The organism is Amycolatopsis orientalis DSM 40040 = KCTC 9412 (assembly GCF_000478275.1).
Classification (GTDB): Bacteria; Actinomycetota; Actinomycetes; order Mycobacteriales; family Pseudonocardiaceae; genus Amycolatopsis; species Amycolatopsis orientalis.
The window spans coordinates 38066-63718 of the sequence record NZ_ASJB01000070.1 but is presented as its reverse complement, the minus strand read 5'-3'; the positions used below and the strand labels follow the sequence as shown (position 1 = coordinate 63718).

25 protein-coding genes are annotated in these 25653 nt (G+C 69.2%); 12 read left to right on the top strand and 13 right to left on the bottom strand.

Translation table 11 applies throughout. The annotated features are described in order from the left end of the window. Positions 1-103: 103 nt before the first annotated feature. Together L324_RS25675 and L324_RS25670 are read left to right on the top strand one after the other, a co-directional pair. Complete coding sequence (locus L324_RS25675; RefSeq protein ID WP_037313844.1) at positions 104-1852, top strand: proline--tRNA ligase; 1749 nt, start codon at positions 104-106, stop codon at positions 1850-1852. Then, complete coding sequence (locus tag L324_RS25670) at positions 1852-2805, top strand: DUF8017 domain-containing protein (RefSeq protein WP_037313842.1); 954 nt, start codon at positions 1852-1854, stop codon at positions 2803-2805. Before L324_RS25675 ends, L324_RS25670 begins: the two co-directional genes overlap by 1 nt. A 303-nt stretch (positions 2806-3108) precedes the next feature. On the opposite strand, the gene L324_RS25665 is transcribed toward L324_RS25670, so the two are convergent. The 4 genes from L324_RS25665 to L324_RS25650 all read right to left on the bottom strand — a co-directional run bounded on the left by L324_RS25665 (position 3109) and on the right by L324_RS25650 (position 7845). Then, the gene (locus tag L324_RS25665; protein WP_235783647.1) at positions 3109-5316 is read right to left on the bottom strand and encodes a bifunctional lysylphosphatidylglycerol flippase/synthetase MprF; all 2208 of its coding nucleotides are present in this window, start codon (positions 5314-5316) and stop codon (positions 3109-3111) included. A 70-nt stretch (positions 5317-5386) separates the two neighbouring features. After that, complete coding sequence (locus L324_RS25660; RefSeq protein WP_037313840.1) at positions 5387-6244, bottom strand: DUF8017 domain-containing protein; 858 nt, start codon at positions 6242-6244, stop codon at positions 5387-5389. Beyond that, complete coding sequence (locus L324_RS25655; protein WP_037313838.1) at positions 6241-7149, bottom strand: DUF8017 domain-containing protein; 909 nt, start codon at positions 7147-7149, stop codon at positions 6241-6243. Before L324_RS25655 ends, L324_RS25660 begins: the two co-directional genes overlap by 4 nt. Before the next feature lie 9 nt (positions 7150-7158). Then, positions 7159-7845 (bottom strand): HAD hydrolase-like protein, encoded by a 687-nt coding sequence (locus L324_RS25650; RefSeq protein ID WP_081736469.1) that lies wholly within the window; start codon positions 7843-7845, stop codon positions 7159-7161. A 130-nt stretch (positions 7846-7975) separates the two neighbouring features. On the opposite strand from L324_RS25650, the gene L324_RS25645 reads away from it, so the two are divergent. Then, positions 7976-8971 carry a YhgE/Pip domain-containing protein gene (locus L324_RS25645; protein WP_051174097.1) on the top strand — a complete coding sequence of 332 codons (996 nt, stop codon included), beginning with the start codon at positions 7976-7978 and terminating at the stop codon, positions 8969-8971. On the opposite strand, the gene L324_RS25640 is transcribed toward L324_RS25645, so the two are convergent. Together L324_RS25640 and L324_RS25635 are read right to left on the bottom strand one after the other, a co-directional pair. Further along, positions 8909-9319 carry a secondary thiamine-phosphate synthase enzyme YjbQ gene (locus L324_RS25640; RefSeq protein ID WP_037313831.1) on the bottom strand — a complete coding sequence of 137 codons (411 nt, stop codon included), beginning with the start codon at positions 9317-9319 and terminating at the stop codon, positions 8909-8911. The genes L324_RS25645 and L324_RS25640 overlap by 63 nt on opposite strands. 32 nt (positions 9320-9351) lie before the next feature. Then, positions 9352-9915, bottom strand: a complete 564-nt coding sequence (locus tag L324_RS25635) for a helix-turn-helix domain-containing protein (RefSeq protein WP_037313829.1) — start codon at positions 9913-9915, stop codon at positions 9352-9354. Positions 9916-9946: 31 nt separating this feature from the next. Between L324_RS25635 and L324_RS25630 the strand changes: the two genes are divergently transcribed. Beyond that, a complete protein-coding gene (locus L324_RS25630; RefSeq protein WP_037313827.1) occupies positions 9947-10477 on the top strand; it encodes a GNAT family N-acetyltransferase in 531 nt (176 codons plus the stop codon). Positions 10478-10487: 10 nt separating this feature from the next. Here L324_RS25630 and L324_RS25625 read toward each other — a convergent pair whose 3' ends face one another. The 5 genes from L324_RS25625 to L324_RS25605 are packed head-to-tail and all read right to left on the bottom strand — an operon-like array spanning position 10488 to position 14903. Next, positions 10488-11132, bottom strand: coding sequence for a response regulator transcription factor (locus tag L324_RS25625; RefSeq protein WP_037313923.1), 645 nt, complete (start codon positions 11130-11132; stop codon positions 10488-10490). A 16-nt stretch (positions 11133-11148) separates the two neighbouring features. Next, the gene (locus L324_RS25620) at positions 11149-12420 is read right to left on the bottom strand and encodes a sensor histidine kinase (RefSeq protein WP_037313825.1); all 1272 of its coding nucleotides are present in this window, start codon (positions 12418-12420) and stop codon (positions 11149-11151) included. Positions 12421-12468: 48 nt separating this feature from the next. Further along, complete coding sequence (locus L324_RS25615) at positions 12469-12672, bottom strand: hypothetical protein (protein ID WP_037313821.1); 204 nt, start codon at positions 12670-12672, stop codon at positions 12469-12471. Positions 12673-12682: 10 nt separating this feature from the next. Further along, on the bottom strand, positions 12683-13798 hold the full coding sequence (locus tag L324_RS25610; protein ID WP_037313820.1) for a fatty acid desaturase family protein: 1116 nt from the start codon (positions 13796-13798) through the stop codon (positions 12683-12685). 13 nt (positions 13799-13811) lie between these two features. Beyond that, the gene (locus L324_RS25605) at positions 13812-14903 is read right to left on the bottom strand and encodes a ferredoxin reductase (protein ID WP_037313819.1); all 1092 of its coding nucleotides are present in this window, start codon (positions 14901-14903) and stop codon (positions 13812-13814) included. 103 nt (positions 14904-15006) lie between these two features. Between L324_RS25605 and L324_RS25600 the strand changes: the two genes are divergently transcribed. The 5 genes from L324_RS25600 to L324_RS25580 all read left to right on the top strand — a co-directional run bounded on the left by L324_RS25600 (position 15007) and on the right by L324_RS25580 (position 19417). Beyond that, positions 15007-15663, top strand: a complete 657-nt coding sequence (locus tag L324_RS25600) for a TetR family transcriptional regulator (protein WP_037313818.1) — start codon at positions 15007-15009, stop codon at positions 15661-15663. Positions 15664-15889: 226 nt separating this feature from the next. Beyond that, entirely contained in the window at positions 15890-16996 is a 1107-nt protein-coding gene (locus L324_RS25595) for a Re/Si-specific NAD(P)(+) transhydrogenase subunit alpha (RefSeq protein WP_037313817.1), read from the top strand. Continuing rightward, positions 16996-17295, top strand: coding sequence for an NAD(P) transhydrogenase subunit alpha part 2 (locus L324_RS25590; protein ID WP_037313815.1), 300 nt, complete (start codon positions 16996-16998; stop codon positions 17293-17295). Before L324_RS25595 ends, L324_RS25590 begins: the two co-directional genes overlap by 1 nt. Further along, positions 17292-18677, top strand: a complete 1386-nt coding sequence (locus L324_RS25585) for an NAD(P)(+) transhydrogenase (Re/Si-specific) subunit beta (protein ID WP_037313813.1) — start codon at positions 17292-17294, stop codon at positions 18675-18677. Before L324_RS25590 ends, L324_RS25585 begins: the two co-directional genes overlap by 4 nt. Beyond that, positions 18674-19417 carry a lipoate--protein ligase family protein gene (locus L324_RS25580; RefSeq protein WP_037313811.1) on the top strand — a complete coding sequence of 248 codons (744 nt, stop codon included), beginning with the start codon at positions 18674-18676 and terminating at the stop codon, positions 19415-19417. The genes L324_RS25585 and L324_RS25580 overlap by 4 nt, the downstream gene beginning before the upstream one ends. Before the next feature lie 70 nt (positions 19418-19487). On the opposite strand, the gene L324_RS25575 is transcribed toward L324_RS25580, so the two are convergent. Further along, the gene (locus L324_RS25575) at positions 19488-20171 is read right to left on the bottom strand and encodes an Lsr2 dimerization domain-containing protein (protein ID WP_081736468.1); all 684 of its coding nucleotides are present in this window, start codon (positions 20169-20171) and stop codon (positions 19488-19490) included. A 156-nt stretch (positions 20172-20327) separates the two neighbouring features. Here L324_RS25575 and L324_RS25570 point away from each other — a divergent pair, with 156 nt between their 5' ends. Beyond that, positions 20328-21701: a dihydrolipoyl dehydrogenase family protein gene (locus L324_RS25570; RefSeq protein WP_037313807.1), complete on the top strand. Its 1374-nt coding sequence runs from the start codon at positions 20328-20330 to the stop codon at positions 21699-21701. Positions 21702-21705: 4 nt separating this feature from the next. Here L324_RS25570 and L324_RS25565 read toward each other — a convergent pair whose 3' ends face one another. Next, a complete protein-coding gene (locus L324_RS25565; RefSeq protein ID WP_037313922.1) occupies positions 21706-23193 on the bottom strand; it encodes a hypothetical protein in 1488 nt (495 codons plus the stop codon). 183 nt (positions 23194-23376) lie between these two features. On the opposite strand from L324_RS25565, the gene L324_RS25560 reads away from it, so the two are divergent. After that, positions 23377-24849: a S8 family peptidase gene (locus tag L324_RS25560; RefSeq protein WP_037313806.1), complete on the top strand. Its 1473-nt coding sequence runs from the start codon at positions 23377-23379 to the stop codon at positions 24847-24849. A 273-nt stretch (positions 24850-25122) separates the two neighbouring features. Further along, positions 25123-25626, top strand: coding sequence for a DUF3145 domain-containing protein (locus L324_RS25555; protein WP_145926758.1), 504 nt, complete (start codon positions 25123-25125; stop codon positions 25624-25626). Positions 25627-25653: the final 27 nt, after the last annotated feature.

The window sequence follows — 25653 nt, the reverse complement described above, 5'->3', positions numbered from 1 at the left end:
CGACAAAACCGGGCGCCCGCGATAACCGGTTGAAGCGCCCCAGGGCGGGGTGACTACGCTGCGCAGAACGTCTAAGCGCGTAATTCCAGCGAGGAGCCCAGAAGTGATCACCAGGATGTCGTCGTTGTTCCTTCGCACTCTGCGCGAGGATCCGGCGGACGCCGAGGTACCGAGCCACCGGCTCCTGGTACGTGCCGGCTACGTCCGCCGGGTCGCCCCGGGCGGCTACTCCTGGCTGCCGCTGGGCCTGCGGGTGCTGCGCCGTATCGAGAACGTCGTCCGCGACGAGATGAACGCCATCGGCGCGCAGGAGATCCAGTTCCCCGCGCTGCTGCCGAAGGAGCCTTACGAGGCCACCGGCCGCTGGACCGAGTACGGCGACGCCCTCTTCCGTCTCAAGGACCGCAAGGGCGCCGACTACCTCCTCGGCCCGACGCACGAAGAGCTCTTCGCGCTCACCGTGAAGGGTGAATACAGCTCGTACAAGGACTACCCGGTCGTCCTGTACCAAATCCAGACCAAGTACCGCGACGAGGCGCGCCCCCGCGCCGGCATCCTGCGCGGCCGCGAGTTCGTCATGAAGGACTCCTATTCCTTCGACCTCGACGACGAGGGCCTGACGAAGTCGTACGAGCTGCACAGGCAGGCGTACACGAAGCTGTTCGACCGCCTCGGCATCGAGTACGTCGTCGTCAAGGCGACCTCGGGCGCGATGGGCGGCTCGGCCTCCGAGGAGTTCCTCGCCGTCGCCGAGACCGGTGAGGACACCTACGTCCGCAGCACCGAATCGGGTTATGCGGCCAACGTCGAAGCGGTCACCACGCCCGCTCCCGAGGCGAAGCCGATCGAGGGACTGCCCGAGGCGAAGGTCCACCACACGCCGGACACCCCGACCATCGAGTCGCTGGTCAAGTTCCTGAACGACGCCGGCCTCGGCCGCACCTTCACCGCGGCGGACACGCTCAAGAACGTCCTGGTGAAGACGCGTCAGCCGGGTGCGAAGGAGTGGGAGCTGCTGGCCATCGGCCTCCCGGGCGACCGCGAGGTCGACACCAAGCGCCTCGAAGCCTCGCTCGAGCCCGCCGAGTTCGAACTGCTCGAAGAGGCCGACTTCGCCAAGAACCCCTTCCTCGTCAAGGGCTACATCGGCCCGAAGGCGCTGAAGGACAACGGCGTCCGCTACCTGCTCGACCCGCGCGTCGTCGACGGCACCGCCTGGGTCACCGGCGCCGACGAGCGTGATCACCACGTGGTCGACCTGGTCGCGGGCCGCGACTTCACCGGCGACGGCACGATCGAGGCCGCCGAGGTCCGCGAAGGCGACGCTTCGCCCGACGGCAAGGGCACCCTGGTCGCCGCGCGCGGTATCGAGATCGGGCACATCTTCCAGCTGGGCCGTAAGTACGCGGACGCGTTCGAACTGGACGCGCTGGGCCCGGACTCCAAGCCCATCCGCATCACCATGGGCTCCTACGGCGTCGGCGTCTCGCGTCTGGTCGGCGTGCTCGCCGAGCAGAACCACGACGACCTCGGCATCATCTGGCCGCGCGAGGTCTCGCCGTTCGACGTGCACGTGGTCATCGCGGGCAAGGACGAGACCGTCGCCGCCGGCGCGGAGAAGCTCGCCGCCGAACTGGACGCCGCCGGGATCGAGGTCGTCCTCGACGACCGCAAGGCGACCCCCGGCGTGAAGTTCGCGGACGCCGAACTCGTCGGGGTGCCGACCATCCTGGTGGTCGGGCGCGGCCTGGCGAACGGCGTCGTCGAGGTCAAGGACCGCCGCACCGGCGACCGCGAGGAGATCGCCGTCGACGCGGTCGTGGAGCATCTGGTCAAGCTCGTCCGCTCGTAATGGGGCTGTTCGGCAAGAAGCGCGGGGATTCCCCGGGCTACGAGGACAACGCGGCGCTGGACGGGTTCGGGGGCTATCAGCCCTCGGACTCGCCCGGCTACCGGCCTGCGCCTGCCGAACCCGCGCCGGAACCGGAACCCGAGACCGAACCTGAGCCCGCGCAGACGGCTAAGCAGCCGATGTCGCGAAGCGGGCGAAGGGCCATGTACGGCTTCTTCGCCACGCTCGGTGTCATCGCTGTCGCGGCGCTCGCGAACAACAGCTCGGACCGGTCGTCGAGCGACTCGCCGACCACCCGGACCCCGATCGTCTACACGCCTTCGCCGCGGGTCGTCGCGCCGCCGGTGACCGACGGCTGGCAGTCGGTGGCCGGGGCCGACGGCCAGGTCGCCTACGACGTCCCGCCGAACTGGACGCCGAAACCGACCACCATCCACGGCTGGGAGAAGAACGTTCTCGGCCCTGGGATCTCCATGTTCTCCAGCGCTTTCCTCGGTGAGGGCTACTGTCCGGCGGTCAAGGGCAGCCGGGTCGGGGGCAGCGGGCTGACGACCGTGAAGGTGGCCGACGCGCCCGCCGCGGCGGACAAGGCCCTCAACGATCTCGCGGTGAGCGCGTACAACCCCGACGGAGGCCCGGCGTCGGCCAAGATCGTGGCCGAACCGGTCCAGGCGGCGGAGTTCACGCTGGGCAACGGCAAGAAGGTCCCCGCGAGCATCCTCATCGCGGAGGTCACCCTCGGGCACACCGCGCCCTGTACCCCGAAGCGCGCCTTGGTCGGCGTACAGGCGGTGGACATGGGAGAGTCGGCGGCCGCCTTGCTCGTCTATTCGGATCAGGACGAACAGGGCAGTGCGGACCGCGAGCAGATCCTGAAGATCCTCAAGACCTACCGGGGCGTTCCGGAGGCCGACCGCAAGACCATCACCCCGCCGCCTTCGACCTTGCGCTGAGACGTCGGTCCCGCTGGTCTCGTGAGTGGTAATGAGGGTTAGAACCGTCATTACCACTCACGAGTCCCTTGCTGGACCCGGCCGGGACAGCCTTGAGCGCGTCTCGGATGTGCAGCGTGGGCCAGGCCCGGCCCGGTGGCAGGCGTCTCGAAGGCCCCCTTTGAGACGGTGAACGCCTCAAAGGGGGCCTTCGAGACACAGCCACGAGCGGCTGGTGGGCTGGGCTGGGTCGTGAGTGGTAATGAGGGTTAGAACCGTCATTACCACTCACGAGACCGGCGGCCAAAGAGTCACGTGAAGCGGTTATCCCGGGGGCAGGACGCCCTGATCGCCCACCGCGACCTGGGTCACCAGGCGCCGCCCCGCCGACGCCGGTCGCGGGTTCGCCGATGAGCGCTGGGGCTTCTTGCCGGACCTGGCGAGTTTGGCCAGCCGCAGCAGCCCGGTGTTCGGCAGGTAGGCCCGGCCGAGCGCGATCCCGATCCGCGGCAGATCCGCCTCGTCTCGGAACGCGAGGTACAGCGGGACGTGCCGCGGCTGGAACTTCGCCTTGAACGCGTGCAGCGAACGGAATCCGTAGAACGGCTCCATCATCGTGCCGAGCGCGTCGAGGACGCGTTCGACGGCGTGCGCGGGTTCGCCGGAACTCGCCAGCGGGGCACCGGACAGCGAAACGAACTTCGCGCCTTCTTCGCGGAAGGCCAGGCACGACGACGCGATCAGGAACTCCATCGTGGGGCGGAAACCGTCGGACCGCTTGCGCATGACGTCGAGCGTCCAGCCGCCGACGGCGCCTGCCCCGGTGTGGACCGGCAGCCACGACGTCACACCGTGGACCACGCCGTCGGCGTCCACCGCGAGACCGACCCTGGTCTCCGGGTCCATCGCCTCGTCGACGCCGCCGAGCGTGAAACCCATCTCCGGCATGCCCTTGTCGCCGATCCATTCCTCGGAGATGGCGCGCACCTGGGAGATCACCGAACGGGGCTGGTCGGCGAGCCGGACCAGCCGGAACTCGATGCCGTCCTTCTTGGCGCGGTTGAGCGCGGTCCGCACGTCCTGCCAGCGCTTGCCGCGGAACTCCAGCGCCTCCAGTTCGATCAGGGTGTCCTCGGCGACCTGGACCTGCTTCCAGCCGTGATCCGCCGTCTTGGCGGTGGTGTCCCCGGTGGCGGAGAACAGGCACGGCACGAGACCGGTGTTCTCGCACATCGTGATGAACTCGGCGATCGTCCGGTCACCGGCGCCATCGGGCGCGATCGGGTCGCCGAGGGCGATGGCGACCCCGGCGTGGCGCCGGTAGGCGAGGTAGGACTTGCCGTCCGCGGACACGAAGTACGAGTTCTGCGGCCACGTCGTCATCCACGAGAGCGTGCTTCCGCCGTGACGGCTGAGCAGCGTGCGGGCCAGCGCGGGGTTGCCCATCCGGCCGAGACGGCGGCGCTTCCGCCGCGACGGGACGCGGAAGGCGCCGCGGGAGGAGATCAGCAGCGCGAACTCGACCGTCCACAGGAGATTGTCCACGAAGAACAGGGGCGGATCCGAAAGCCCGGTGTCCTCACCGAGGACCTCGGCCAGCGCGAGCACCCCGCCGTAGGCCATCACCTGCAGGATGACGAACGACGTCAGGATCATCGCGCACCACCAGGCGACCTGACTGCCCTTGCGCAGGCCGTTCATGATCGGCAGCACGATCAGGCACAGGATGCCGACTTCCCAGGTGGAGAGCGAAAGCTCCTCGGACGAACCGAAGGGGCCGTTGCCCGGTACGAAGGACATCACCAGTTCCGCGACCGTGAGCACCAGCAGCCCGGCCACGACGTAGAACCGCCATTCGCGCAGGCTCGGCCGCCGTTCGCGGCCGGCGTCCGGCGAGCCGATGAACCTGCGCCCGAACGGCAGGGCCAGCACCAGCGCGAAGAAGTGCACGAGGTCGGCGAGCGTGCCGACGAAGATGATCGCGATCCCGGCGTAGACGCACAACCCGGCGCGCAACCGGAGCCGCCACGGCGGGCGCAGGGTGGCGCTGGCGACCGCGACCGCGGCGAGCGCTCCACCGGAGAAGCCGACGTCGAGGCTGCCCGCGACCCGCTCCGCCCACTCCCAGCCCGAGTTGCGGCTCAGGGCCAGGAACTGGACCGCGACCAGCACGCTGACGAACTGGCCGCCGATCGCGATCGCCATCGCCCGGCGCGTGCCGAGCCGCCATTCCGCGAAGCCCGCGAACAGCGCGAAGCTGAGCACCATCGGCAAGTAGTACAGCGGGACGACCGCGAACAGCGGTCCGGTGAACAAGGTCCACCACCGGCCTGATTCGAGCGACGGCAGCCCGTACGCGATGTACGGGTACACCGCGCGATCCTCCGCGGCGGACCACAGCGCGCCCGTGGCCAAGGCGAGCGCGAGCATGGTGACCGTGACGAGGGTCGTGAAAGGCAGCCGGTGCCTCAGCACCGTGGCGATCTTGTGTGTCCGGCCCGGCGCGGCCGTCCCGCTTCCCCCAATTGGCATGGACTCAAGGTAGGCGGAAGAGGGCTGCGAGGACATCGGGTAGCGGACCTATATTTCCCTTAGGGGAGTGCTACTCCCGACGGATGCTGCCACCCATCTTGAGGACTATGTCCCTGGCTATCGCACCGGGGATCCCCTGGTCCGCCAGTACCAGGAGGACGTGGTAGCGGCCGGATCCGGGCAGTGCGCGCAGGGGTAGGGCGATGGCGGTGATCGCGACCGACGGCGCCGGGCAGGGGTCGTCCGAGGTGGGGACGACGGTGGTGGTCACGGCCGTGGCAATCGTGCCGCCGTCGAGGACGGTCACCGGCCCGGCCGCGCCGGTCTCGGTCTTCGGGGTCCCGCCGCCGATCGAACCGTACGCGGCTTCGGCCCATCGGAGGGTCGTCTCCTCCGCCGCCTGGGCGATGCCGTCGACCTCGCCCTCGTCGATGGTGGTGAATCCGGCCATCGCCCGCGCCGAGAGTTCGGAGCCGGGGCAGAAATCGCGGCGGTACCGGGCGACGCCCTGCAAGGTGACGAGTTCCCCGGCCGGTGTCTCGTAACCGACGGCGACGTCGGGCTCCTCGATCGTCCAGTCCGGCGGGACGTCGAACACGAGCGGGTGATCGTCGGACAGGACCGGTTGCCAGCCCGCGATCACGGGACCGATCCGGGTGGGCATCACCGGATCGGGCAGGACGAAGTCCTCGGCGGACGGCGGTGTCGCGGTCCTGGCCTGGTAGGTGGCCGTCGTACCGACCGCGAGGACGATGACCAGCCCGATGACGCCCAGGGTCGGCAGCAGACGAGAGCGTCGCGGCGGAGCGGTGTCCCGGACGACGGGAATCGGCCGTGTCCGCTCGGCCTCGGATTCCAGCGGCTGCCCGGTGAACGGATCGACGAACCACAGTCGAGGTTCGTCGGATCGCCCACCGGGGCCGGTCATTGCTGAGGCCTCAGACTCGCGAGGATCATCTGCGCGTCCGAGTCGGGCAGGGCGTCGGGAGTGCCCTGGTCGAGGACCATCACGAAGCAGACGGTCTGCTGGCCGATCTTGAACGCCGCCGAAGTGACCTTCACGCTCGGCGCCCGGCAGCCTTCGGTCTCCCGCGGGGTGAACGTGGCGCTGGAACTGACCGCCTGGATCGTGCCGTCCGCGATGGGGACCGGCTTGATCTCGGGCAGCGGCACGTCGGCGTTGCCCGTGGCGGACTGGATCCACAGCCGGACAGCGCCCCTGGCGGCGTTTTCGACCGGGATCTGCTCCGCGGTGGCGAAGCCGACCATTCCCCGGTTCGAACCGCTGACGTCGGGGCAAGCGCCGAGTTTGTACCTCGACACCTCGTGGATGACCATCTTGAGGTCGCGCTCGGTGTTCCCGGTGGTGTAGCCCGCGGTGGTCTCCCAGCCCACCGGGGGCAGGTCGTACGCGGTCTTGTCCTGCCGGGACACGATTCCCTGCCAGCCCAGCGTCTTGGCCGGGACCTTGTTGCCCTCCTGTGCCTCGCCGCTCTGGGAGGTCGACGGCGATTTCGACGCGGACGCCGACGCGGAAGGCGGTGTGGGCTGGGGTTTGGGATCTTCGCCGTCACGCAGAACGAAGAAGAGCGTGGCGCCGACGGCGATCACCACGACGAGCGCGCCGAGGCCGATCCACAGCCCCTTCTTGCCCTTCTTGGGCGGTTCCGGCGCGAAACCGTGGTAGGTCTGCTGCGGGAACTGCGGAAAACCCTGCTGCTGGGGATCCTGGGCGTACTGCTGCGGGTTCTGCGGCGGATATCCCTGCTGCGGGGGCTGCTGCCCATAGGGCTGCTGTCGCTCCGGCCAGCCGTCGCCGCCTGGGTATGCCATGGACCGAGTTTAGTCGGGGTTCCCCAGCACGGCGGCACGCACCGCTGCCAGATCGGAGAGGTCGCCGAGCACGGTGTGCGCGCCCGCGTCGGCCAGTTCCTCCGCGCTGAACTGCCCTGTCGCCACGGCCACCGCGACGGCGCCGTTGTCGAGCGCGGCCCGTACGTCGTCCGGGGTGTCGCCGATGACGACGACCGACGTCGGCGCGAAGTCCGTGCCGTGTTTCGCCGAAGCGTGGCCGACGGCGGCGGGCACCAGATCGGGCCGGTGTGCCGAGAGCGAGCCGTAGCCGCCGATCTCGAAGTCGACGTGTTCGTGCAGGTCGAACGCGGTCAGCTTGTGCACGGAGATCTCCGGCAGGTTCCCGGTGACCAACGTCTGCACGATGCCGCCGTGGGTGGCGAAGTCGTTCAGGGCGTCCTTGGCTCCGGGGAGCGCCCGGCCGTTCGAGGACAGCGTCGGCGCGTGACTTTCGGAGACCGCGATCAGCGCGAGCCAGAGCGCGCGCACGTTCTCCTCGGTGGGCTCGATGCCGTGTGAGGTCAGGATGTCCGCGCTGATGGCGCGTTCGGTGCGGCCGCCGAAGTTCGGCAGCGCCCGCAGTTCGACGCCGGCGACCTCGGCGAGCGCGGCCGTGTACCAGGCGGCGCCGATACCGCGCAGGTCCACGAGGGTCTGGTCGATGTCCCACAGCACGAGCCGGTGCGGAGTAGTCACGCGGTCGACGGTACCGGTGAGCTAATTCAACGTCTGTTGACTTCCGTGCGGCCGGGGCCTACCTTGAGGGCAATTAATTCAACGTCTGACGAATAAATGGAGGACGGTCATGCCGACCCCGAGCCGTCGCCCCGCCGGGGCCTTCGCCTTACTCGCCGCGGTGGCAGGCGCGCTGGTCGCCGTCGTACTCGGCTTTCTCACCTTCGGCGCGCAGGCCACCGTCGCGCCCGACGGTCTTCCCGTCGCCGTGGCCGCGCCGCCGGGACCGCTCCAGGCGGCCGCGCACGGGATCGCGTCCCATGGCGGCGGCCAGGTCGCCTGGCGGGTGACCTCGGCCGAGGAAGGCCGGAAACTGTTGGAGGACAAGGAGGTCTACGGCGTTCTCGAACTTCCGTCGACGGTCGTGGTCTCCGGCGCGGTGAACCCGTCCGGGACCCAGATCGCGCAGCAGGTGCTGACCGGCGCGGCGCAGGCAATGGGCGGGACGCCGAAGGTCGAGACACTGCACGCCGCGAGCGTGGCGGGCCGGGTCGCGCCGCTCGGGCTGAGCGCGCTGGCGTGGGTGGGCTGCCTGGCCGGGGGTGCCGTGCTGGTCCTGGTCGGCGGCCGGGAGGCGGGAGTCACCGCGCGGTTCACTCAGATCTTTTCGGCGGGAGTGCTGGTCACCGGTGTCCTGGCCGGATTCCTGAAACTGTGGGACTCCTCGCTCCCGCTCGGCTGGGACGTCCTCGGGTTCCTCTTCCTCACCTCGACCGCGTTCGCCGCCCTGCAGACCGGTCTGCTGCGGCTGCTCGGTGTGCGGGCGATGGCGGTCCTCGGCCCGCTGTACCTGGTCGCGCCCGCCGTCGCGGGCCAGGTGCCGGAGCTGCTGAACCCGGCGTACCGCGCGGTGCTGTGGTCCTGGACGCCGTTCCGGTTCTCCACCGAAGGTCTCCGGAGCCTGCTGCAGGGTGTGCCCGGCGCGCCGGACGTCACGACCGGGATCTGGGTGCTGGCCGCGCTGCTCGGCGCCGGGCTGGTGCTCGCGCTGTGGCCGGGCCGGTCAGCCCTCCAGGAGACTGAAGCGGACGCGTCGCACCGGGTTGTCCAGGTTGGTGTCCACTAGGCAGATCGACTGCCAGGTGCCCAGCGTCAGCACTCCGCCGAGCACCGGGATCGTCGCGAACGGCGGCAGCAGCGCGGGCAGGACGTGGTCACGACCGTGACCGGGACTGCCGTGCTGGTGCCGCCAGCGGCCGTCGCGGGGGAGCAGTTCGTCGAGTGCCGCGAGCAGGTCTTCGTCGCTGCCCGCGCCGGTTTCGAGGATCGCCAGCCCGGAGGTCGCGTGCGGGACGAAGACGTGCAGGATCCCGTCCTCGGCGTCCGCGTCGCGCAGGAAGGTCTCGGCGTCCTTGGTCAGGTCGTGCACCACGGCCACGCTGCCGGTGCGCACCTCGATCTCCGTGGAGTACATGCTCGTCACGGTAGTGCGGGGTGAGCCGGGTGTCAGGCGTGCCGCCGCGCGAGGGCGACCAGATAGCGCACTGGCCGGTCCGTCGGATTGACGTAGGCGCACGGCTGCGGCGTGCCCAGCTGGAGGCAGTCACCCGTATCGAGTTCGTGGTCGACGTCGCCCTCGCGGAACCGCAGATGTCCTTCGAGTACCCAGATCTGGTGATGGGTCAGCGCGTAGGTGTGGGCGGGGAAGGAGACCTCGGCGCCGGCGGGCAGGACGACCTCGACCAGTTCGAGCGGCCCGCCCAGCGACGGCGAGACGGCGCGGCGCACGTAGCCGGTGTCCGGGTCGGTCCAGGTCGGCTGATCGGCCACGCGCGCGAGCCGCCGGTCACCGTGTTCGGCGCGTGCGATCAGCTCGGACAGCGTCATGCCGAGCGCGGCCGAGAGCCTGCTGAGCAGGACGGCCGTCGGCTGGGCTTCACCGCGTTCGATCTTGCCGATCATCGCCCTGGACACGCCGGACATTTCCGCGAGAGCGTTGGCGGAGAGGTTCTGATCGACTCTCGCGGACTGGAGCGTCGCGGCGAGCGACGCGGACAGGGGATCCGACATGCTGCTCACTATAGTGGCAGCATCGGATACTATGGTTGCCATGGTGATCAGGGAAGCGACGGAAGACGACGCGGCGGCCTGCGCGGAGATCTACGCGCCGTACGTCACCGACACGGCGATCTCGTTCGAGACCGAGCCGCCCAAACCGGACGAGATGGCCGAGCGCATCGCCAAGGCGCGGCGGTCACACGCCTGGCTCGTACTCGAAGACGACGAAGGACGCGTCGCCGGCTACGCGTACGGAGGTCCGTTCAGCGGCCGTCCCGCCTATCGCTGGTCGTGCGAGGTCAGCGTCTATCTGGAGATGGGCAGGCGGCGGACGGGCGGCGGCCGCGCGCTCTACCAGGCGCTGCTGGACCGCCTGGCCGCACGTGGATTCCGGACGTTCTGCGCGGGAATGGTGCTGCCGAACGACGCGAGCGCCGGACTGCACCGGGCGATGGGTTTCGAGCCGGTCGGGACTTACCGGCGGATCGGGTACAAGCACGGGGCGTGGCGGGATGTCGCGTGGGTGCAGCTGTGCCTGCCGGAGGTGGACGGGGTCCCTGCCGAGCCTCGGTGACGGCCCAGTACTAGGACTCCAGGTACCGCAGCACCGCCAGCACCCGCCGGTTGTCCCCTTCGGACTGTGGCAGCGCCAGCTTCCCGAAGATGCTCGACACGTACTTCTCCACCGAGCCCGCCGAAAGGAACAGCGCGGTCGCGATCGCCGAGTTCGACCGGCCTTCGGCCATCAGCCCCAGCACCTCCCGCTCGCGCGGGGTCAGCCCGGCGAGCGCGTCCGTCTTCCGGGTGGCGGCGAAGAGCTGGCTGACCACTTCGGGGTCGAGCACGGTTTCCCCGTCGGCGACCCGCTGGAGCGCGTCGAGGAAGTCCGACACCTCGGCGACGCGGTCCTTCAGCAGGTAACCGACACCGCCCGCGCGGTCGGCCAGGAGTTCCGTCGCGTACTGCGTCTCGACGTACTGGGAGAACAGCAGGATCGCGCAACCGGGCAGTTCCGCGCGGAGCGCGATCGACGCGCGCAGTCCTTCGTCGGTGTGCGTCGGCGGCATGCGGATATCCACAATGGACACATCCGGCCGGTGCTCGCGAACCGCCGCGCACAGGCTGTCGCCGTCGGCCACCGCCGCGACGACTTCGTGGCCCCGAAGGTTCAGCAGTTCGACGAGTCCCTCCCTCAGGATGGCCGAATCCTCCGCGATCACGACGCGCACGCCGCCCCCCATGTTCCTATTTCCGTAGTGGTATCTCCGCGCTGATCACCGTAGGCCCTCCCACGGGGCTGTCGATGTCGAGCCCGCCGTCGACGGTCGCGAGCCGCTCGGCGATCCCGGCGAGTCCGCCGCCGCGTTCCAGCCGGGCCCCGCCTTCGCCGCCGTCCCGCACCACGAGCCGCAAGCCGTCACCGACGATACCGACGTCGACCTCGATCGCCGACGAGGTGTGCTTGGCGGCGTTGGTCAGCAGTTCGGCGACGGTGAAGTAGGCGATGGTCTCGATCGACGGCGACGGCCTGGCCGGCAGGTCCACGGAGATCCGCGCGTCGATACCCGAGCTGGCGGCCAAAGTGGACAGTGCGACGCCGAGGCCGGCGTCGAGGGCGGCGGGGTGGATACCGCGGGCGAGGTCCCGCAGTTCGATCAGCGCCTGCTTCGCGTTGGCGTGCGCGGCGGTGACCAGGGCCGTCACGTGGTCGACGTCGCCGCCCGCACGTAGTTCGTCCTTCGCGATGCCGAGCTTCATCGCGAGCGCGACCAGCTGGGCCTGCGCGCCGTCGTGCAGGTCGCGTTCGATCCGGCGCAGGCGCAGCGCCGCGTCGTCGACGGCGGTCGCCCGGCTGCGTTCGAGATCGCGCACGCGTTTCGACAGGTCCTCGGCGCCGAGGACGCCGCGCACGAGCAGCCGGTCGAATTCGGTCAGTCCGTGGACCACCCACGGCATCGCCAGCAGGACGGCCAGCCCGGTCAGCGCGAGCGGCAGGGTCAGGGGCCAGGTGTCGACGCGGAGGTCGAACGTCGGCATGGCGTCGCCGTTCAGGGTGAACCAGAAGAGGGGGTAGGTCAACGTGCTCACGGCGTAGACGAACAGTGTCGCGACCAGGAACAACTCGATCAGCGTGAGCGGCAGCCGGATCAGCAGGTAGGCGATCGAGCGCCAGCCCGCCGGATCACCGAGTTTGCTTTTGATCCCGTTCCACAGGCCCGGCCGCAGCTCGGGCCGGGCGGGTGGCGTGACCGTCACTCCGAGCAGGATGCGGGCGAGGCCGATATGCGCGGCGCCGATCAGCCGCGCCCCCGCCAGAACGCCGATGAGCACCGGCAGTCCGATGGTGAGCAGGCTCAGTCCGGTCCCGAGTACCAGTCCGACGACGACGAGCACCACGAACACCAGCGTCAGCGGCGCTCCGATCAGCACCCACGCCAGCTCGGCCCAGTACGCGCGGCTCAGCTGCGCACCGAAGACGCGTCCGGCGAGCCGGGGCATGGCGAGGCGGGTGGTCACGGCATTCAGCCTGCCGTGGCCACCCGCCCCGTGCCCATCCAGGTTTCCCTAGTCTTCGCGGTGCTGTTCGTCCGCCTGTGCCCGCTGGGACGCCTCGCGCATCTCGATGACGTCCGTCAGCCAGTCGCCGGTTTCGCGGGCGATGTCCCGGATCGCGCCGGTGATGATCGTCGCGATGTTGCCGATATGGGTGGCCGCCGACTCGGTGACCTCTTGGACCACGTCCTTGGTGCTTTCGAACTGACCGACCATGTCAGACACCTTAAGCCGCTCGGAGGGTCTTGTCGCTTCCCACGGTAGCGGGAGTGCGGCGTTCACCGTTCCAGGGCATGGCCAGTTTCACGATCTTCTTGGCCACCGAGAACATCTGCTTGTGCAGCGGGCCGGTGTTGTACGGCAGGCCGTACTTCTCGCAGATCGCCCGCACCTCGGCCGCGATCTCCGGGTAGCGGCGCGCCGGGATGTCCGGGAACAGGTGGTGCTCGATCTGGTGCGAGAGGTTCCCGGTCATGATGTGGAAGAGCTTGCCGCCGGTGATGTTCGCCGAACCGAGGATCTGCCGCAGGTACCACTGACCCCGCGACTCGTTCTCGGTCTCCTCCTCGGTGAAGCTCTCGACGTCGGCGGGGAAGTGCCCGCAGAAGATGATCGAGAACGCCCACAGGTTGCGGGTCAGGTTCGCGGTCGCGTTGCCGAGGAAGGTCAGCGGCGCGAGCGGACCGGTCAGCAGCGGGAAGAGCACGTAGTCCTTGCCGACCTGGCGACCGGCCTTCTTGAGCATCTTCAGGCCGACCTCCTTGTTGTCCGACCAGCTGCGCTCGCCCTTGAGGACGCGGTCGAATTCGAGGTCGTGCAGCATGACGCCCCACTGGAACATGAACGCCAGCGCCACCGCGTACACCGGGTTGCCGAGGTAGTACGGGTGCCACTTCTGCGCGGGGTCCAGGCGGAGGACGCCGTAACCGATGTCGCGGTCCTTGTCGAGGATGTTGGTGTAGGTGTGGTGCATGTAGTTGTGTGAATGGCGCCAGTTCTCCGCGGGGGCGACGTTGTCCCATTCGAACTTCTGGGAGCTCAGCGCCGGGTCGCGCGTCCAGTCGTACTGGCCGTGCATGACGTTGTGGCCGATCTCCATGTTGTCGAGGATCTTCGCCACCGAAAGCGCGGCCACCCCGGCGACCCACGCGGGCGGGAAGAACCCGGCGAACAGCAGCCCGCGGCCGGCGACCTCCAGCGCGCGCTGGGTCTTGATGACGTTGTGGATGTAGTCGACGTCGACCTGGCCGAGGTCGGCGACGATCCGCTGCCGGATCTCGTCCAGTTCGCGGCCGAACTCCTCGACCTGGGCGGGGGTGAGTTTGTCCTGCAAGCCGGTCATACCGGAGTCCTTTCTAAGCGTTGATCTCGACGTCCCCGACGGGGACGGAGATGCAGAGCTGGATCTCTTCGTTCTCTTCGCTGGAGGTTTCGCCGGTCTTGGCGTTGCGCACGCAGCCCGAGGTCTTGACCTGCGTGCAGGAGAAGCAGATGCCCATCCGGCAGCCGTGCTCCGGCCGCAGGCCCGCGTCTTCCGCCTGCTCCAGCAACGGTTTCCCGGAGTTCTCGAATTCGCGGCCGCTGCGCGCGAACCGGACCTGCCCTTCGGCGCTCTCGGTGTCGAAGGTGAGCGCGGGCGGGGTGAACTCCTCGGTGTGCAGATGTGCGCCCAGGCCGTCGGCCTCGAACGCCTCGCGGACGGAATCCATCAGCGGCTTCGGCCCGCACAGGAAGGTCTCGGCGTCCGGATACCACGGCGCGGCCTCCGCGAGGTGCTCCTTCGAGAAGAAGCCGTGCAGGTCGCCACCGGTTTTCGCGTGGGTGAACGCGTGTACCACCCGCAGGCCGGGCAGGCGGCGGGCGAGGTCGGCGAGTTCGGCGCGGTAGAGCGCGTCGTCGGCGCCGTTGGAGTAGTGCAGGAAGGCGACATCGCCCTCGTGACGCTCGTCCGCCAGTGTGCGCAGCATCGACAGGACGGGCGTGATCCCGCTTCCGCCGCTCAGCAGCAGGATCCGCCGGGGCCTCGGCGACGGCAGCGTGAACTCACCGTCCGGAGTGGACAGTCCGAGCACGGAACCGATGGTGACCGTGCGGTTCAGATGTCGTGAGACGAGGCCCTGCGGGTCGGCCTTGATGGTCAGTTCCAGTGTGCCGTCGTGCTCTGAACCGGCGGGCGAATAGCAGCGGGTGCGGCGGACGCCGTCGATCTCGACGGTCACCCGCACGTACTGACCCGCGACGAAGCCGCGCCAGGCCCGGCTCGGCCGGATGGTCAGGGTGACCGTGTCTGGGGTCTGCCGCCGGACGTCGGTGACCAGGCCGCGGATCTCCCGGCGGACCAGCATCGGATCGACGAGTTCGAGGTAGCGGTCCATGCCATGGGGCGTGAGCAGGGCCTCGGCCAGCGAGGCCAGCCGCCTGGCCCTGCGCGGTACCAGTGCCGTCATCACATCTCCCGAAGTTTTTCCAAGAAGTTCAGTGAACGCTTGTACACTGAACAGTGAAGTGGCGATGGTCCCGCTTGTCAACGCGAGAGGAGGCCGATGTGACGTGGGTGATAGGACGGAGGCGATTACGCTGTCCGTCGTGACAACTGAGCCCGTTTCCCGGCAGGAGCGCAAACAGCGCACGCGGCAAGCGCTGCTGGACGCCGCGCTGGACCTGGTCGCGGAACGCGGGTTTTCCGGCCTGAGCCTGCGAGAAGTCGCGAAACAGGCGGGGATCGTGCCGACGGCGTTCTATCGCCATTTCGCATCGATGGACGAACTCGGGGTCGCGCTCGTCGAGGAGTCGATGCGCACACTCCGCACGATGATCCGCTCGGCGCGCACCAGGCCCGCGGCGTACAACGACATGATCCGCACGTCCGTGCGCATCCTGCACGAGCACGTTCGGGCGCACGAGGACCACTTCCACTTCCTGACGCGGGAGCGCTACGGCGGCACCGGCCCGGTCCGGCAGGCGATCGGCTTCGAGCTCAAGCTCTTCGTCAGCGAACTCGCCGTCGACCTCGCGCGGTTCGACAATCTCCGCGAATGGGCGACCGAGGATCTCCATCTGCTCGCCGACCTGATCGTGACGACCATGCTCACGACGGTGCTCGAGCTGCTCGAGACCCCCGCGCGCGACAACGAGATCGTGCGCACGGCCGAACGGCGGTTGCGGCTGATCTTTCTGGGGGTGCCGAACTGGCGCAGTGTTCCGTGACGGGCGGAACCGTTGCTCCGTAAGTGTCATGAGGGGTCCCCATAGGACGGAATTCGTCCTATGGGGACCCCTTATGACATCCCCCACCTGGATCGATGGCTGGATCGATCGTGATGGCGGATGTCACGCAAAGATGCCTTCCGGACACGTTCAGCCATGGGACTTGTCGGCCGGACATGGTAAACAGTGCGAGTTCGTGTGGTCCTCTCCAGCGAGGAGGTCGCCTGTGGCGGCAGAAAACGAGCAGCTCACGGTCGGTGTTGTCCGGGAGACCGGGCAGGGAGAACGCCGCGTCGCGCTGGTACCGAAACTCATCGAGCGTGTCTCAGGACGCGGAATGCGGGTGGTGGTCGAGCCCGGTGCGGGCGCCGGCGCGCTGCTCGCCGACGAGGTCTTCGAGCAGGCGGGCGCGGAGCTCGGTGACGCGTGGGATGCCGACATCGTGGTGAAAGTGGCGCCTCCGAGCGCGGCCGAAGTCGCGAAGCTCAAAACAGGCACGATCCTCATCGGTTTCCTGAATCCCCGTGCCGATCCGGACGGGATAGCGGCGCTGGAATCGGCGGGCGTGCGCGCTTTCGCCGTCGAGGCGATCCCCCGGATCTCCCGCGCGCAGGCCATGGACGCGTTGTCGTCGCAGAGCAGTGTCGCGGGTTATCGCGCGGTTCTGCTGGCAGCGCAGAAACTCACCCGGTTCTTCCCGATGCTCACCACCGCGGCGGGCACCGTGCCACCGGCGAAGGTGCTCGTGCTCGGCGCGGGCGTCGCCGGATTGCAGGCATTGGCGACGGCGAAACGGCTCGGTGCGCAGACCACCGGGTACGACGTCCGGCCCGAGGTCGGCGAGCAGGTCAAATCCCTCGGCGCGAAATTCCTCGACCTCGGCATCGAGGCGGTCGGCGAAGGCGGATACGCCCGCGAGCTGACCGAGGAGGAAAGGGCCGAGCAGCAACGCAGGCTCACCGAGGCGATCACGAAGTTCGACGTTGTGATCACCACGGCGCTCGTCCCCGGCCGCAAGGCGCCGACCCTCGTCACCGCCGACGCGGTGAAGGGGATGCCCGCCGGTGGTGTCGTGGTCGACCTCGCCGGCGAGTCCGGCGGCAACTGCGAACTGACGAAACCGGGCGAGGAGGTCGTCGAGTACGACGTCACCATCTGCTCGCCGCTCAACCTCGCCGCGGAGATGCCCGCGCATTCCAGCGAGCTGTACGCGCGCAACGTGACCGAACTGCTGGAACTGCTCGTCGACAAGGAAGGCAAGCTCGCGCTCGACTTCTCCGACGAGATCGTCGCCGGGGCCTGCGTGGCCGGAAAAGAAGAAGGGGGCGAGTGATGCTGGTAGGCAGCCTGGCGATCCTCGTGCTCGCCGGATTCGTGGGATTCACCGTCATTTCGAAGGTGCCCAACACCCTGCACACCCCGCTGATGTCGGGGACCAACGCCATCCACGGCATCGTCCTGCTCGGCGGGCTGATCGTGCTCGGCCTCGGCGTGGACGGCGTACTGAACAAGATCCTGCTGGTGATCGCGATCGCCTTCGGCACGATCAACGTGGTCGGCGGCTTCCTCGTCACCGACCGGATGCTTTCGATGTTCAAGGCGAAGAAGCCGGAAGAGGGTGGTGACAAGTGACGACCTTCATCGCCGTCCTCTACATCATTTCCTTCGCACTGTTCATCTACGGCCTGATGGGCCTGACCGGTCCGCGCACCGCGGTGCGCGGCAACTGGATCGCCGCGGTCGGCATGGGCATCGCGGTGATCGCGACGCTGCTGACGCCAGGCATGAGCAACTGGCTGCTGATCGCCCTCGGGGTCGCGATCGGTGTCGTCGTCGGCGTGCCGTCCGCGCGCAAGGTGAAGATGACCGCGATGCCGCAGATGGTGGCGCTGTTCAACGGCGTCGGCGGCGGGGCGGTCGCGCTCATCGCGTGGGTCGAGTTCCGGACCACGGACGGCTACGCGCACGAGCCGGCGTACGTCGCGATCGCGTCGCTCTTCGCCGCGATCGTCGGGTCGATCTCCTTCTGGGGCTCGAACATCGCGTTCGGGAAACTGCAGGAGCTCATCTCCGGCCGGCCGATCACCCTGGGCAAACTGCAGCAGCCGGTCAACGCGCTGGTATTGGTCGCCGCGGTCGTCCTCGCCGTCGTCATCGCCACCGGCGGCGACGCCGAACTGCTGATGATCGGCCTGCTGGTGGCCGCGGGTGTGCTCGGCGTGGTGGTCGTGCTGCCGATCGGCGGCGCGGACATGCCGGTGGTCATCTCCCTGCTGAACGCGCTCACCGGACTGTCGGCGGCGGCCATGGGTCTCGCCCTCGACAACACCGCGCTGATCGTGGCGGGCATGATCGTCGGCGCCTCGGGTTCGATCCTGACCAACCTGATGGCGAAGGCGATGAACCGGTCGATCCCGGCCATCGTCGCCGGCGGGTTCGGCGGCGGTACGGCGGTCGCGAGCAGCGGCTCCGGCGAGGTCCGGCCGGTCCGCAGCACCAGCGCGTCCGACACCGCGATCCAGATGGCGTACGCCAACAAGGTCGTGGTCGTCCCCGGTTACGGCATGGCCGTCGCGCAGGCGCAGCACGTGGTCCGCGAGATGGCGAAGTTGCTGGAGGCCAAGGGGATCACGGTCGCCTACGCGATCCACCCGGTGGCGGGCCGGATGCCGGGGCACATGAACGTGCTCCTCGCCGAGGCCGACGTCCCGTACGAGCAGCTCAAGGAAATGGACGAGATCAACTCCGAGTTCGCCCAGACCGACGTCGCGCTGGTGATCGGCGCGAACGACGTCACGAACCCGGCCGCGGAGACCGATCCGGGCTCGCCGATCTACGGGATGCCGATCCTCAAGGTGAACCACAGCCGGTCGGTGATCGTGCTCAAACGCTCGATGAGCTCGGGCTTCGCGGGCATCGACAACGAGCTCTTCTACGATGCGAAGACCAGCATGCTCTTCGGCGACGCGAAATCGTCGGTGGGCGAGATCGTGGAGGAACTCAAAGCACTGTGACCGGCCCCTCGGAAGTCGTCGCCGCGTTCGACGACCCGGCCGACAACCTCGCGTTCGACGAAGCCCTCCTGCGCGCCGCACCGGAGGCGCCGGTCCTGTGGATCTGGCGCAACACCGACTGTGTGGTCGTGGGGCGGGGGCAGAAGATCGAACGCGAGGTCAAGGCCGACGTCTGTGCGAGCGACGGCGTTCCGGTGCTGCGCCGGGCCAGCGGCGGCGGCACGGTGTTCCACGATCCCGGCAATCTCAACATCACCCTCGTCCTGCCGGGGCAGGGCCTGGCAGGGAAACCCGACAGACCGCTCGAAGCACTCGGGGAACTGATGACCGCGACGGTGGCCGGACTCGGGCTGCCGTCGCGGCTCGGTGACCGGGGACTGTTCGTCGGTGACTCGAAGCTGTGCGGTTTCGCCGTGTTCCGGACGAGAACGGGCCTGCTCGCGCATTCGACCCTGCTCGTTTCGACCGCCGCCGAACGGGTCGGCCGGTACCTCACCGCGGCACCGGCGGATCCCCGTCCGCTCGACTCGCATCGGAGCCAGGTCGCGTCGCTCGCCGACCACGGCCTGCGCAAAGGTGTTGCCGAAGTCACGGCCGCGGTCCGTGCCGCGGCGGCCGCGCAACTGGGCGAACTCACCACCCGCAAGCCCTCGGCGGCGGAGCTGGACTGGCACCGCACGCTCGGCCACACGCGCTACCACTACTCCGAATGGCATTCCGCGGGTGCCCAACGCTCGTGAGTGGTAATGACGGTTCTAACCGTCATTACCACTCACGAGAAAAGCGGGCTCTTTTCGTCTTTTCGGCGAATTACTTTTCTTTGGCCGAGAAAGTGACGACGGGCACCTTGCGGGCGGCCCGGGTGGTCTTCTTCGGCTCCGCGGCCTTCTTCGCCGGAGTCTTGGCGGCGGTCTTCGGAGCGGCGGCCGTGGTCTTGGCGGCGGCCTTCGGAGCCGCCGCCTTCACCGGGGTCTTGGTCGCGGCCGCGGCCTTGGCGCGTCCGGCCGTGGTCTTGGCCGCGGTGGTCTTCGCCGCCGTGCCGCGGGCCGACTTCGCCTTGGCGGCGGTGGCTTTCGCCGTGGTCCTGGCGGTGGTCTTGCTCTCCGCCTTGGGAGCGGCGACCTTCGCGGCGGCGGTCTTGGGAGCGGCCTTGGCGGCGGCGGGCTTACGGCCGGCGACGCCCTTCGCGGCGGGCTTGCGGCCCGGCTTCGCGGCCGTCTTCGCCTCCGCCTTGGCGGCGGTCGCCGCGGTCTTCGGGGTCGACTTCGACACCCGGGCACCCTTGGGCCGCTGCACGACCCGGGGGCGGAGTTTCCGTCCACCGATCCGGCGGCCGTTTTCCACATAAGCACGCAGGATTTCCCGGAGCGCGGTGGCGTTGTCGGCCGAAAGGTCGATGTCGTAGGCGATTCCGTCCAAGCCGAAAGCGACCGTTTCCTCGGCCGCCTCGCCGGTCAGATCGTCCAGCAAATGCACAGCAGTGTTCCTGGCCATGAAAAACCTCCCGCGCTCGATCGTTCTACTGCGTAACCGGCACGGTGCAACCTGAACCCGCGGCTGATGACTCACGCAGCGACACGAGGATAGCGGCAGGTTGCGCGAAGCTGCGCGGTGGTGTGCGCTGAATGCATGTCAGCACAGACTTTTGACGTGATCGTGATCGGAGGCGGCCCGGTCGGCGAGGTCGCCGCCGAGCGCGCCGCACGCGGCGGCCTCCAGGTCGCCCTCGTCGAACACGAACGCTTCGGCGGCGAATGTTCTTACTGGGCCTGCATTCCGAGCAAGGCACTGCTGCGGCCGGGACTCCTCCTCGCCGCCGCCAAACGTGTCCCGGGTGTCCCGGTGGGCGACGCGGTCGACCCGGCCAAGGTGTTCGCGCGCCGGGACTGGTTCACCGGCAAGGGAGACGACACCGGACAGGTCAAGTGGGCCGAAGGCGTCGGGATCGCCCCGATCCGCGGGCACGGCCGGATCAGCGGTGAGCGCGAGGTCACGGTCGACGGCGGTGACGTGCTGACCGCGCGGCACGCGGTGATCGTCGCCACCGGCAGCGTGCCGCGGACGCCGCGGATCCCCGGACTGGACACCATTTCGCCCTGGGGATCACGGGAGGCGACCTCGGCGGAAGAGGTCCCGCGCCGCCTCGGCGTACTCGGCGGCGGTGTCGTCGGCGTCGAAATGGCGCAGGCTTACGCCACCCTCGGTGCCGAAGTCCACTTGATCATCTCGGGCGAACGTCCCTTGCCGCGGTTGCCTGACTTCGTCGGCGACGCGGTCATCGCGGGGCTTCGCGAAGCCGGGGTCACCGTGCACACCGGCTCCGGTCTCGAGTCAGTGTCCGCTTTGGACGGTGGTAAGGAATTGTCGCTGAAGGGCGGCGAAAGGTTGGTCGTCGACGAACTGCTCGTCGCCACCGGCCGCCGCCCGGCGACCGACGGCCTCGGCGTGGAGGCACTGGGGATCGAGGCCGGTGCCGCGCTCACGACGGACGACAACGGCCGTGTGTCCGCTGTGGACGGTGGCTGGCTGTTCGCCGTCGGGGACGTCACCGGCCGCGCGCCGCTGACCCACCAGGGCAAGTACGCCGCGCGCGCCGCTGGGGACGCGGTGGCGGCGCAGGCCGCGGGCAAGCCGGTCGACTCCGCCGCGTGGAGCGCGCACAGCGCCACGGCCGACCATCACGCCATCCCGCAGGTCGTCTTCACCGATCCGGAGGTCGCTTCGGTCGGGCTCGCCGGTGCGGAAGAGGGCAAGCCGCACCGCGTCGTCGACATCGACATCGCGGTGGCCGGTTCGTCGCTGCACGCGGACGGCTACGCGGGCAAGGCGCGGATCGTCGTCGACACCGAACGCGGTGTCCTGGTCGGCGCGACCTTCGTCGGGCAGGACGTGGCGGAGCTGCTGCACGCGGCGACGATCGCGATCGTGGGGGAGGTCCCGCTGTCACGGCTGTGGCACGCTGTCCCGTCGTTCCCCACGATCAGCGAAGTGTGGCTGCGCCTGCTGGAGGCCTACGGGCTCTGAGGAGCTAGCCGTTGACGGGGAGTTCGAGCGCGGCCTTCGCGCCACGGACCAGGCCGGGATCGTCCGGAGTGGACGGTCCCGGCACCCACACCACCTGGATCAGCCGGACCGAGTTCCCGTCCTGGCTGCTCTGGTAGGCCGCGCCCTCGAACACCGGGACGTCGCCCTGCCACTGGTTGGTCTCGGTGGCGAGATCGAGGATGCCGCCACCGCCGGGGGTGTCGGCGGCCGCCTTGAACGCGGTCGCGAGCGCGGTGTCGGGGAACTCGACGACGGCGATCGTCACCGCCGCGGCCCGGCCGTCGATGGAACTGGCGAAACTGGCTCGTTTCACCGTCGTGCAACTCGTCCGCTGAAGGCTCGCCTGGACGTCGCCGTACGCGTGCGACGCGCATTTCTGGTCCGCGGCCGACGCCCGCGAGGTGAACTGGATGTTCTCCACGGCGCTGCTGCTGGGCGGGGGTGAACTGGTCGCCGGGGTCGGCGGCGGGGGAGGCTGCGTCGACGCGGTGTCGTCACCGCCGGAAGCGACGGTGACGGCCGCGACCAGCAGCACGATGAGCAGGCCGATCGCGGCGAGCGGCAGCCATTTCACCGTCTTGGACTGATGCGGCCCCTTCGGTGCGGACTCGGCGGAAGCGGGGGCGGATGCCTGCGCCGCCGGGGGAGCGGTTGCCGCGGCCGCGACGGGCAGCGGGGCCTGCCGGACCGGGGCGGCGGGCTGCACGGGAGCGGCGGACTGCTGAACGGGCTGAACGGGCTTGGCGGGTGGGGCAGGGGGAGTGGCCGGTTTCGCCGGTCTCTTCGCCTTCCCGGGATGCCGCACCGGAACCGTCGGCGCGATGGCGACGAGCGGATTCTCGCGGACGATGGTCGGCTCTTCGTCGGAGTACGCGCTGAATCCCTCGCCGAGCAACATCTCTTCGGGCATCGGCGGCGCGTCCGGGGCGAGCGCGGCGATCAGCTCCCGCGCCTGCTGGACCGAACGGGGCCTGTCCGCGGTGGCCAGCGAGACCGTCGCGGCGAGCATGGTCGTCGCCGTCGGGTACAGGACCCGGACCGAACCGGCCAGGTCCGAGGGCGGCTGATCGACCGTCTCCACGTACGGGCCGACGGCGATGATCGTGCCGATCGGCCCGGCGCCGGGGGCGACGTCGGCGATCTTGTGCGTGCACGCGGCGGACAGCGAGAGCGCGTCGGTGGCCGGGTTGATCGAGGTGTCGCCGTGGACCAGCGGCCAGCCGTCGGCCTTCCACGGCCCGCCGAGCGGGGCTTCGAGCTTCAGCGCCGGATCCGGCAGGTCGACACCGATGACGATGAGGACGCCCTTGGGCATGACGACGACCGCCTCGACGGCCCGGTCGTCCACCGGGCGGGCGCCGACCAGGGCGACCCCGCCGACGACGGTGCTTCCCCGGCCGAGCGAAGCCAGCGCGGCGCGGACGTCCTCGGCCACCCGGGACGGCTGTTGAGCGAGGCGAACGAGTCGCACCGAACCCCTCCCCATCTCGTCGGTCTCGGTGCACAAAGTAGCGCCTCCGAACGGACTAGCGGGGAGACACGTCCCAGGTGAGAGCCACGAGAACTTGTCATGCGCGTGAGCGCCGTCACTCGTCCAGGTATTACTCGTTGGTACGTGACAGTGCCCTTGTCCCCTGTCACCAGGAGAAACATCATGGCCGTATCTCGCCGTTGGCGTCGACGCGCCGCACTCGTCGTCGCCCTGCTGGCCGTCCCGGTCGCGGGGATGGTCCCCGCGCAGGCCACGGGACCGCTCGCACCCGTCGCCCCAGGACTTTCCCGCCTGCTCTCGGCCATCACCGGCGCCGCGGCGGTGACCGCGTTCGTGCACGCCGCCGATGTCGCCACCGCCGAACGTGCCGCGAAGGAGGCCGGACTCACGAAGGTCACCTCGTTCGCCAAGATCGGCGTCGTCGCCGTCCGGGGCATCGCCGACCAGGTCCGCGCGGTCCGCAAGGCCGCCGGGGTCACCTACGTCGAAGGCAACGAGAAACTCAAGGCGCACGGCAGCGCCGGCACCACGGCGACGCGGAGCCTGCAGACGCAGACGACGTTGAAGGACTCCGCCGGCGCGCCCGTGGACGGCCGTGGTGTCTCGGTCGCGATCATCGACACCGGTGTCGACCCCACGCATCCCGCGTTCAAGGGCGCCGACGGCAAGACGCGGGTGGTGCGCAGCCTGAAGAGCCTGTGCCTCGACGGGACCACGACCGACTGCATCGTCGACGTCCCGACCTCGGTCGACACCGACACCCTCTCCCTCGGTGGCCATGGCACGCATGTCACCGGCATCGCCGCGGGCAACCGGCTGACGCTGACCGACGGCACCAAGGTCGGCGGCTCGGCTCCGGGCTCGAAGATCGTGTCGGTCTCGACCGGGGCCGCCCTGCTCGTGCTCGGCACGGACGCGGCGCTGAACTGGGTGCTGGAGCACCACGAGGCGCCGTGCGGCGCGGGCGTCCCGGCGTCGGTGTGCCCGCCGATCAAGGTGACCAACAACTCCTACGGTCCCAGCGGCGGTGGCGCCTTCGACCCGAACTCGGCGACGGTGAAGCTGCAGCGCGCGCTCGCCGCGGAAGGGGTCGTCACGGTGTGGGCGAACGGGAACGACGGCGGCGACGGTTCGGCGAACCTGTCGAACCCGCCGGGACAGGACCAGACGCCGGGCGTGCTCTCGGTGGCGTCGTTCAACGACCAGGGGACCGGCACCCGCGACGGCACGGTGTCCGACTTCTCCTCCCGCGGGCTGAAGACCGACAAGGCGACCTGGCCCGACGTTTCCGCGCCGGGGGAGAACATCCTGTCCGCGTGCCGTCCGACGCAGCCGATCTGCACGCAGGGCCTGCAGCCGAAGAACGGCCCGGGGATGCTGGATCTGGGCACCTACAACGTGATCAGCGGGACTTCGATGGCGGCGCCGCAGATCACCGGCATCGTCGCGCAACTGTTCCAGGTCGCGCCGGCCGCGAGCCCGGCCGACATCGAGGCCGCGATCAAGGGCACGGCGTACAAGTTCGCGAACGGCTCGCCGTATGTGGCGGCCGGTCCGTACACGTCGAGCTTCGACAAGGGCACCGGCCTGGTGGACACCTTCGCCGCCGCCCAGTCCCTCGGCGCCCAGGGTTAACCGCGCGGGGCCTCGTGAGTGGTAATGACGGTTCTAACCGTCATTACCACTCACGACCCGCTGTGCCGAAGGGTCGCCCGTGTCCCCGGTGAAGCCTCCACCAGGGGTCTCGCGTCCCAATCAGGTGCGACTTGTGGTGTTCATGTGGCCAAACAGCACAGTTGGGGTGCACAATGTGCTCACGCGTACCGGGAGGCGGCACGAGCCACCTGACCAGCGCAGCTCGCGAGGTCGTAGGGGAAGACGCCCCTCGTCGAGTAGCGGAGGTCAGCAGTGAGCACCCGTGGCAACACCCGTGGCGTGGTGTACGTCCACTCGTCGCCGTCTGCGGTCTGTCCGCACGTCGAGTGGGCTATTTCGGGCACCCTGGGTGCCCGAGTCGAGTTGAAGTGGACGGCGCAGCCCGCCAGTCCAGGACAGCTCCGCGCCGAATGTGGTTGGCGCGCGCCTTCGGGCACCGGCGCGAAGCTGGCGTCCGCGCTCAAGGCGTGGCCGATGATCCGGTTCGAAGTCACCGAAGAGCCCAGTGCGGGGGTCGACGGTGAGAGGTTCTGTTTCGCCCCCGGCCTCGGCCTGTGGCACGGCAGGACCAGTGCCAACGGCGACATCGTCGTGGGTGAGGACCAGTTGCGCGCTCTCGTGAGCAAGGTCCGCACCGGTGAATCCCTGGCGCACAAGCTCGACGAGCTCCTCGCCGCCAATTGGGACGAAGCGCTCGAACCGTACCGGCACGCCGGAGACGGCGCACCGGTCACCTGGCTGCACCAGGTCGGGTAGAGGGCGTGAAGACGGAAGAGGCGGGCG

What these genes read in the sequence shown, in the direction of transcription:
- L324_RS25605 (WP_037313819.1), bottom strand. Translation starts at nt 14,903, where the DNA reads ATGACGGCACTGGTACCGCGCAGGGCCAGGCGGCTGGCCTCGCTGGCC.
- L324_RS25660 (WP_037313840.1), bottom strand. Translation starts at nt 6,244, where the DNA reads ATGACCGGCCCCGGTGGGCGATCCGACGAACCTCGACTGTGGTTCGTC.
- L324_RS25575 (WP_081736468.1), bottom strand. Translation starts at nt 20,171, where the DNA reads ATGGCCAGGAACACTGCTGTGCATTTGCTGGACGATCTGACCGGCGAG.
- L324_RS25635 (WP_037313829.1), bottom strand. Translation starts at nt 9,915, where the DNA reads ATGTCGGATCCCCTGTCCGCGTCGCTCGCCGCGACGCTCCAGTCCGCG.
- L324_RS25590 (WP_037313815.1), top strand. Translation starts at nt 16,996, where the DNA reads ATGCTGGTAGGCAGCCTGGCGATCCTCGTGCTCGCCGGATTCGTGGGA.
- L324_RS25560 (WP_037313806.1), top strand. Translation starts at nt 23,377, where the DNA reads ATGGCCGTATCTCGCCGTTGGCGTCGACGCGCCGCACTCGTCGTCGCC.
- L324_RS25640 (WP_037313831.1), bottom strand. Translation starts at nt 9,319, where the DNA reads ATGTACTCCACGGAGATCGAGGTGCGCACCGGCAGCGTGGCCGTGGTG.
- L324_RS25665 (WP_235783647.1), bottom strand. Translation starts at nt 5,316, where the DNA reads ATGCCAATTGGGGGAAGCGGGACGGCCGCGCCGGGCCGGACACACAAG.
- L324_RS25630 (WP_037313827.1), top strand. Translation starts at nt 9,947, where the DNA reads ATGGTTGCCATGGTGATCAGGGAAGCGACGGAAGACGACGCGGCGGCC.
- L324_RS25670 (WP_037313842.1), top strand. Translation starts at nt 1,852, where the DNA reads ATGGGGCTGTTCGGCAAGAAGCGCGGGGATTCCCCGGGCTACGAGGAC.
- L324_RS25645 (WP_051174097.1), top strand. Translation starts at nt 7,976, where the DNA reads ATGCCGACCCCGAGCCGTCGCCCCGCCGGGGCCTTCGCCTTACTCGCC.
- L324_RS25610 (WP_037313820.1), bottom strand. Translation starts at nt 13,798, where the DNA reads ATGACCGGCTTGCAGGACAAACTCACCCCCGCCCAGGTCGAGGAGTTC.
- L324_RS25655 (WP_037313838.1), bottom strand. Translation starts at nt 7,149, where the DNA reads ATGGCATACCCAGGCGGCGACGGCTGGCCGGAGCGACAGCAGCCCTAT.
- L324_RS25615 (WP_037313821.1), bottom strand. Translation starts at nt 12,672, where the DNA reads ATGGTCGGTCAGTTCGAAAGCACCAAGGACGTGGTCCAAGAGGTCACC.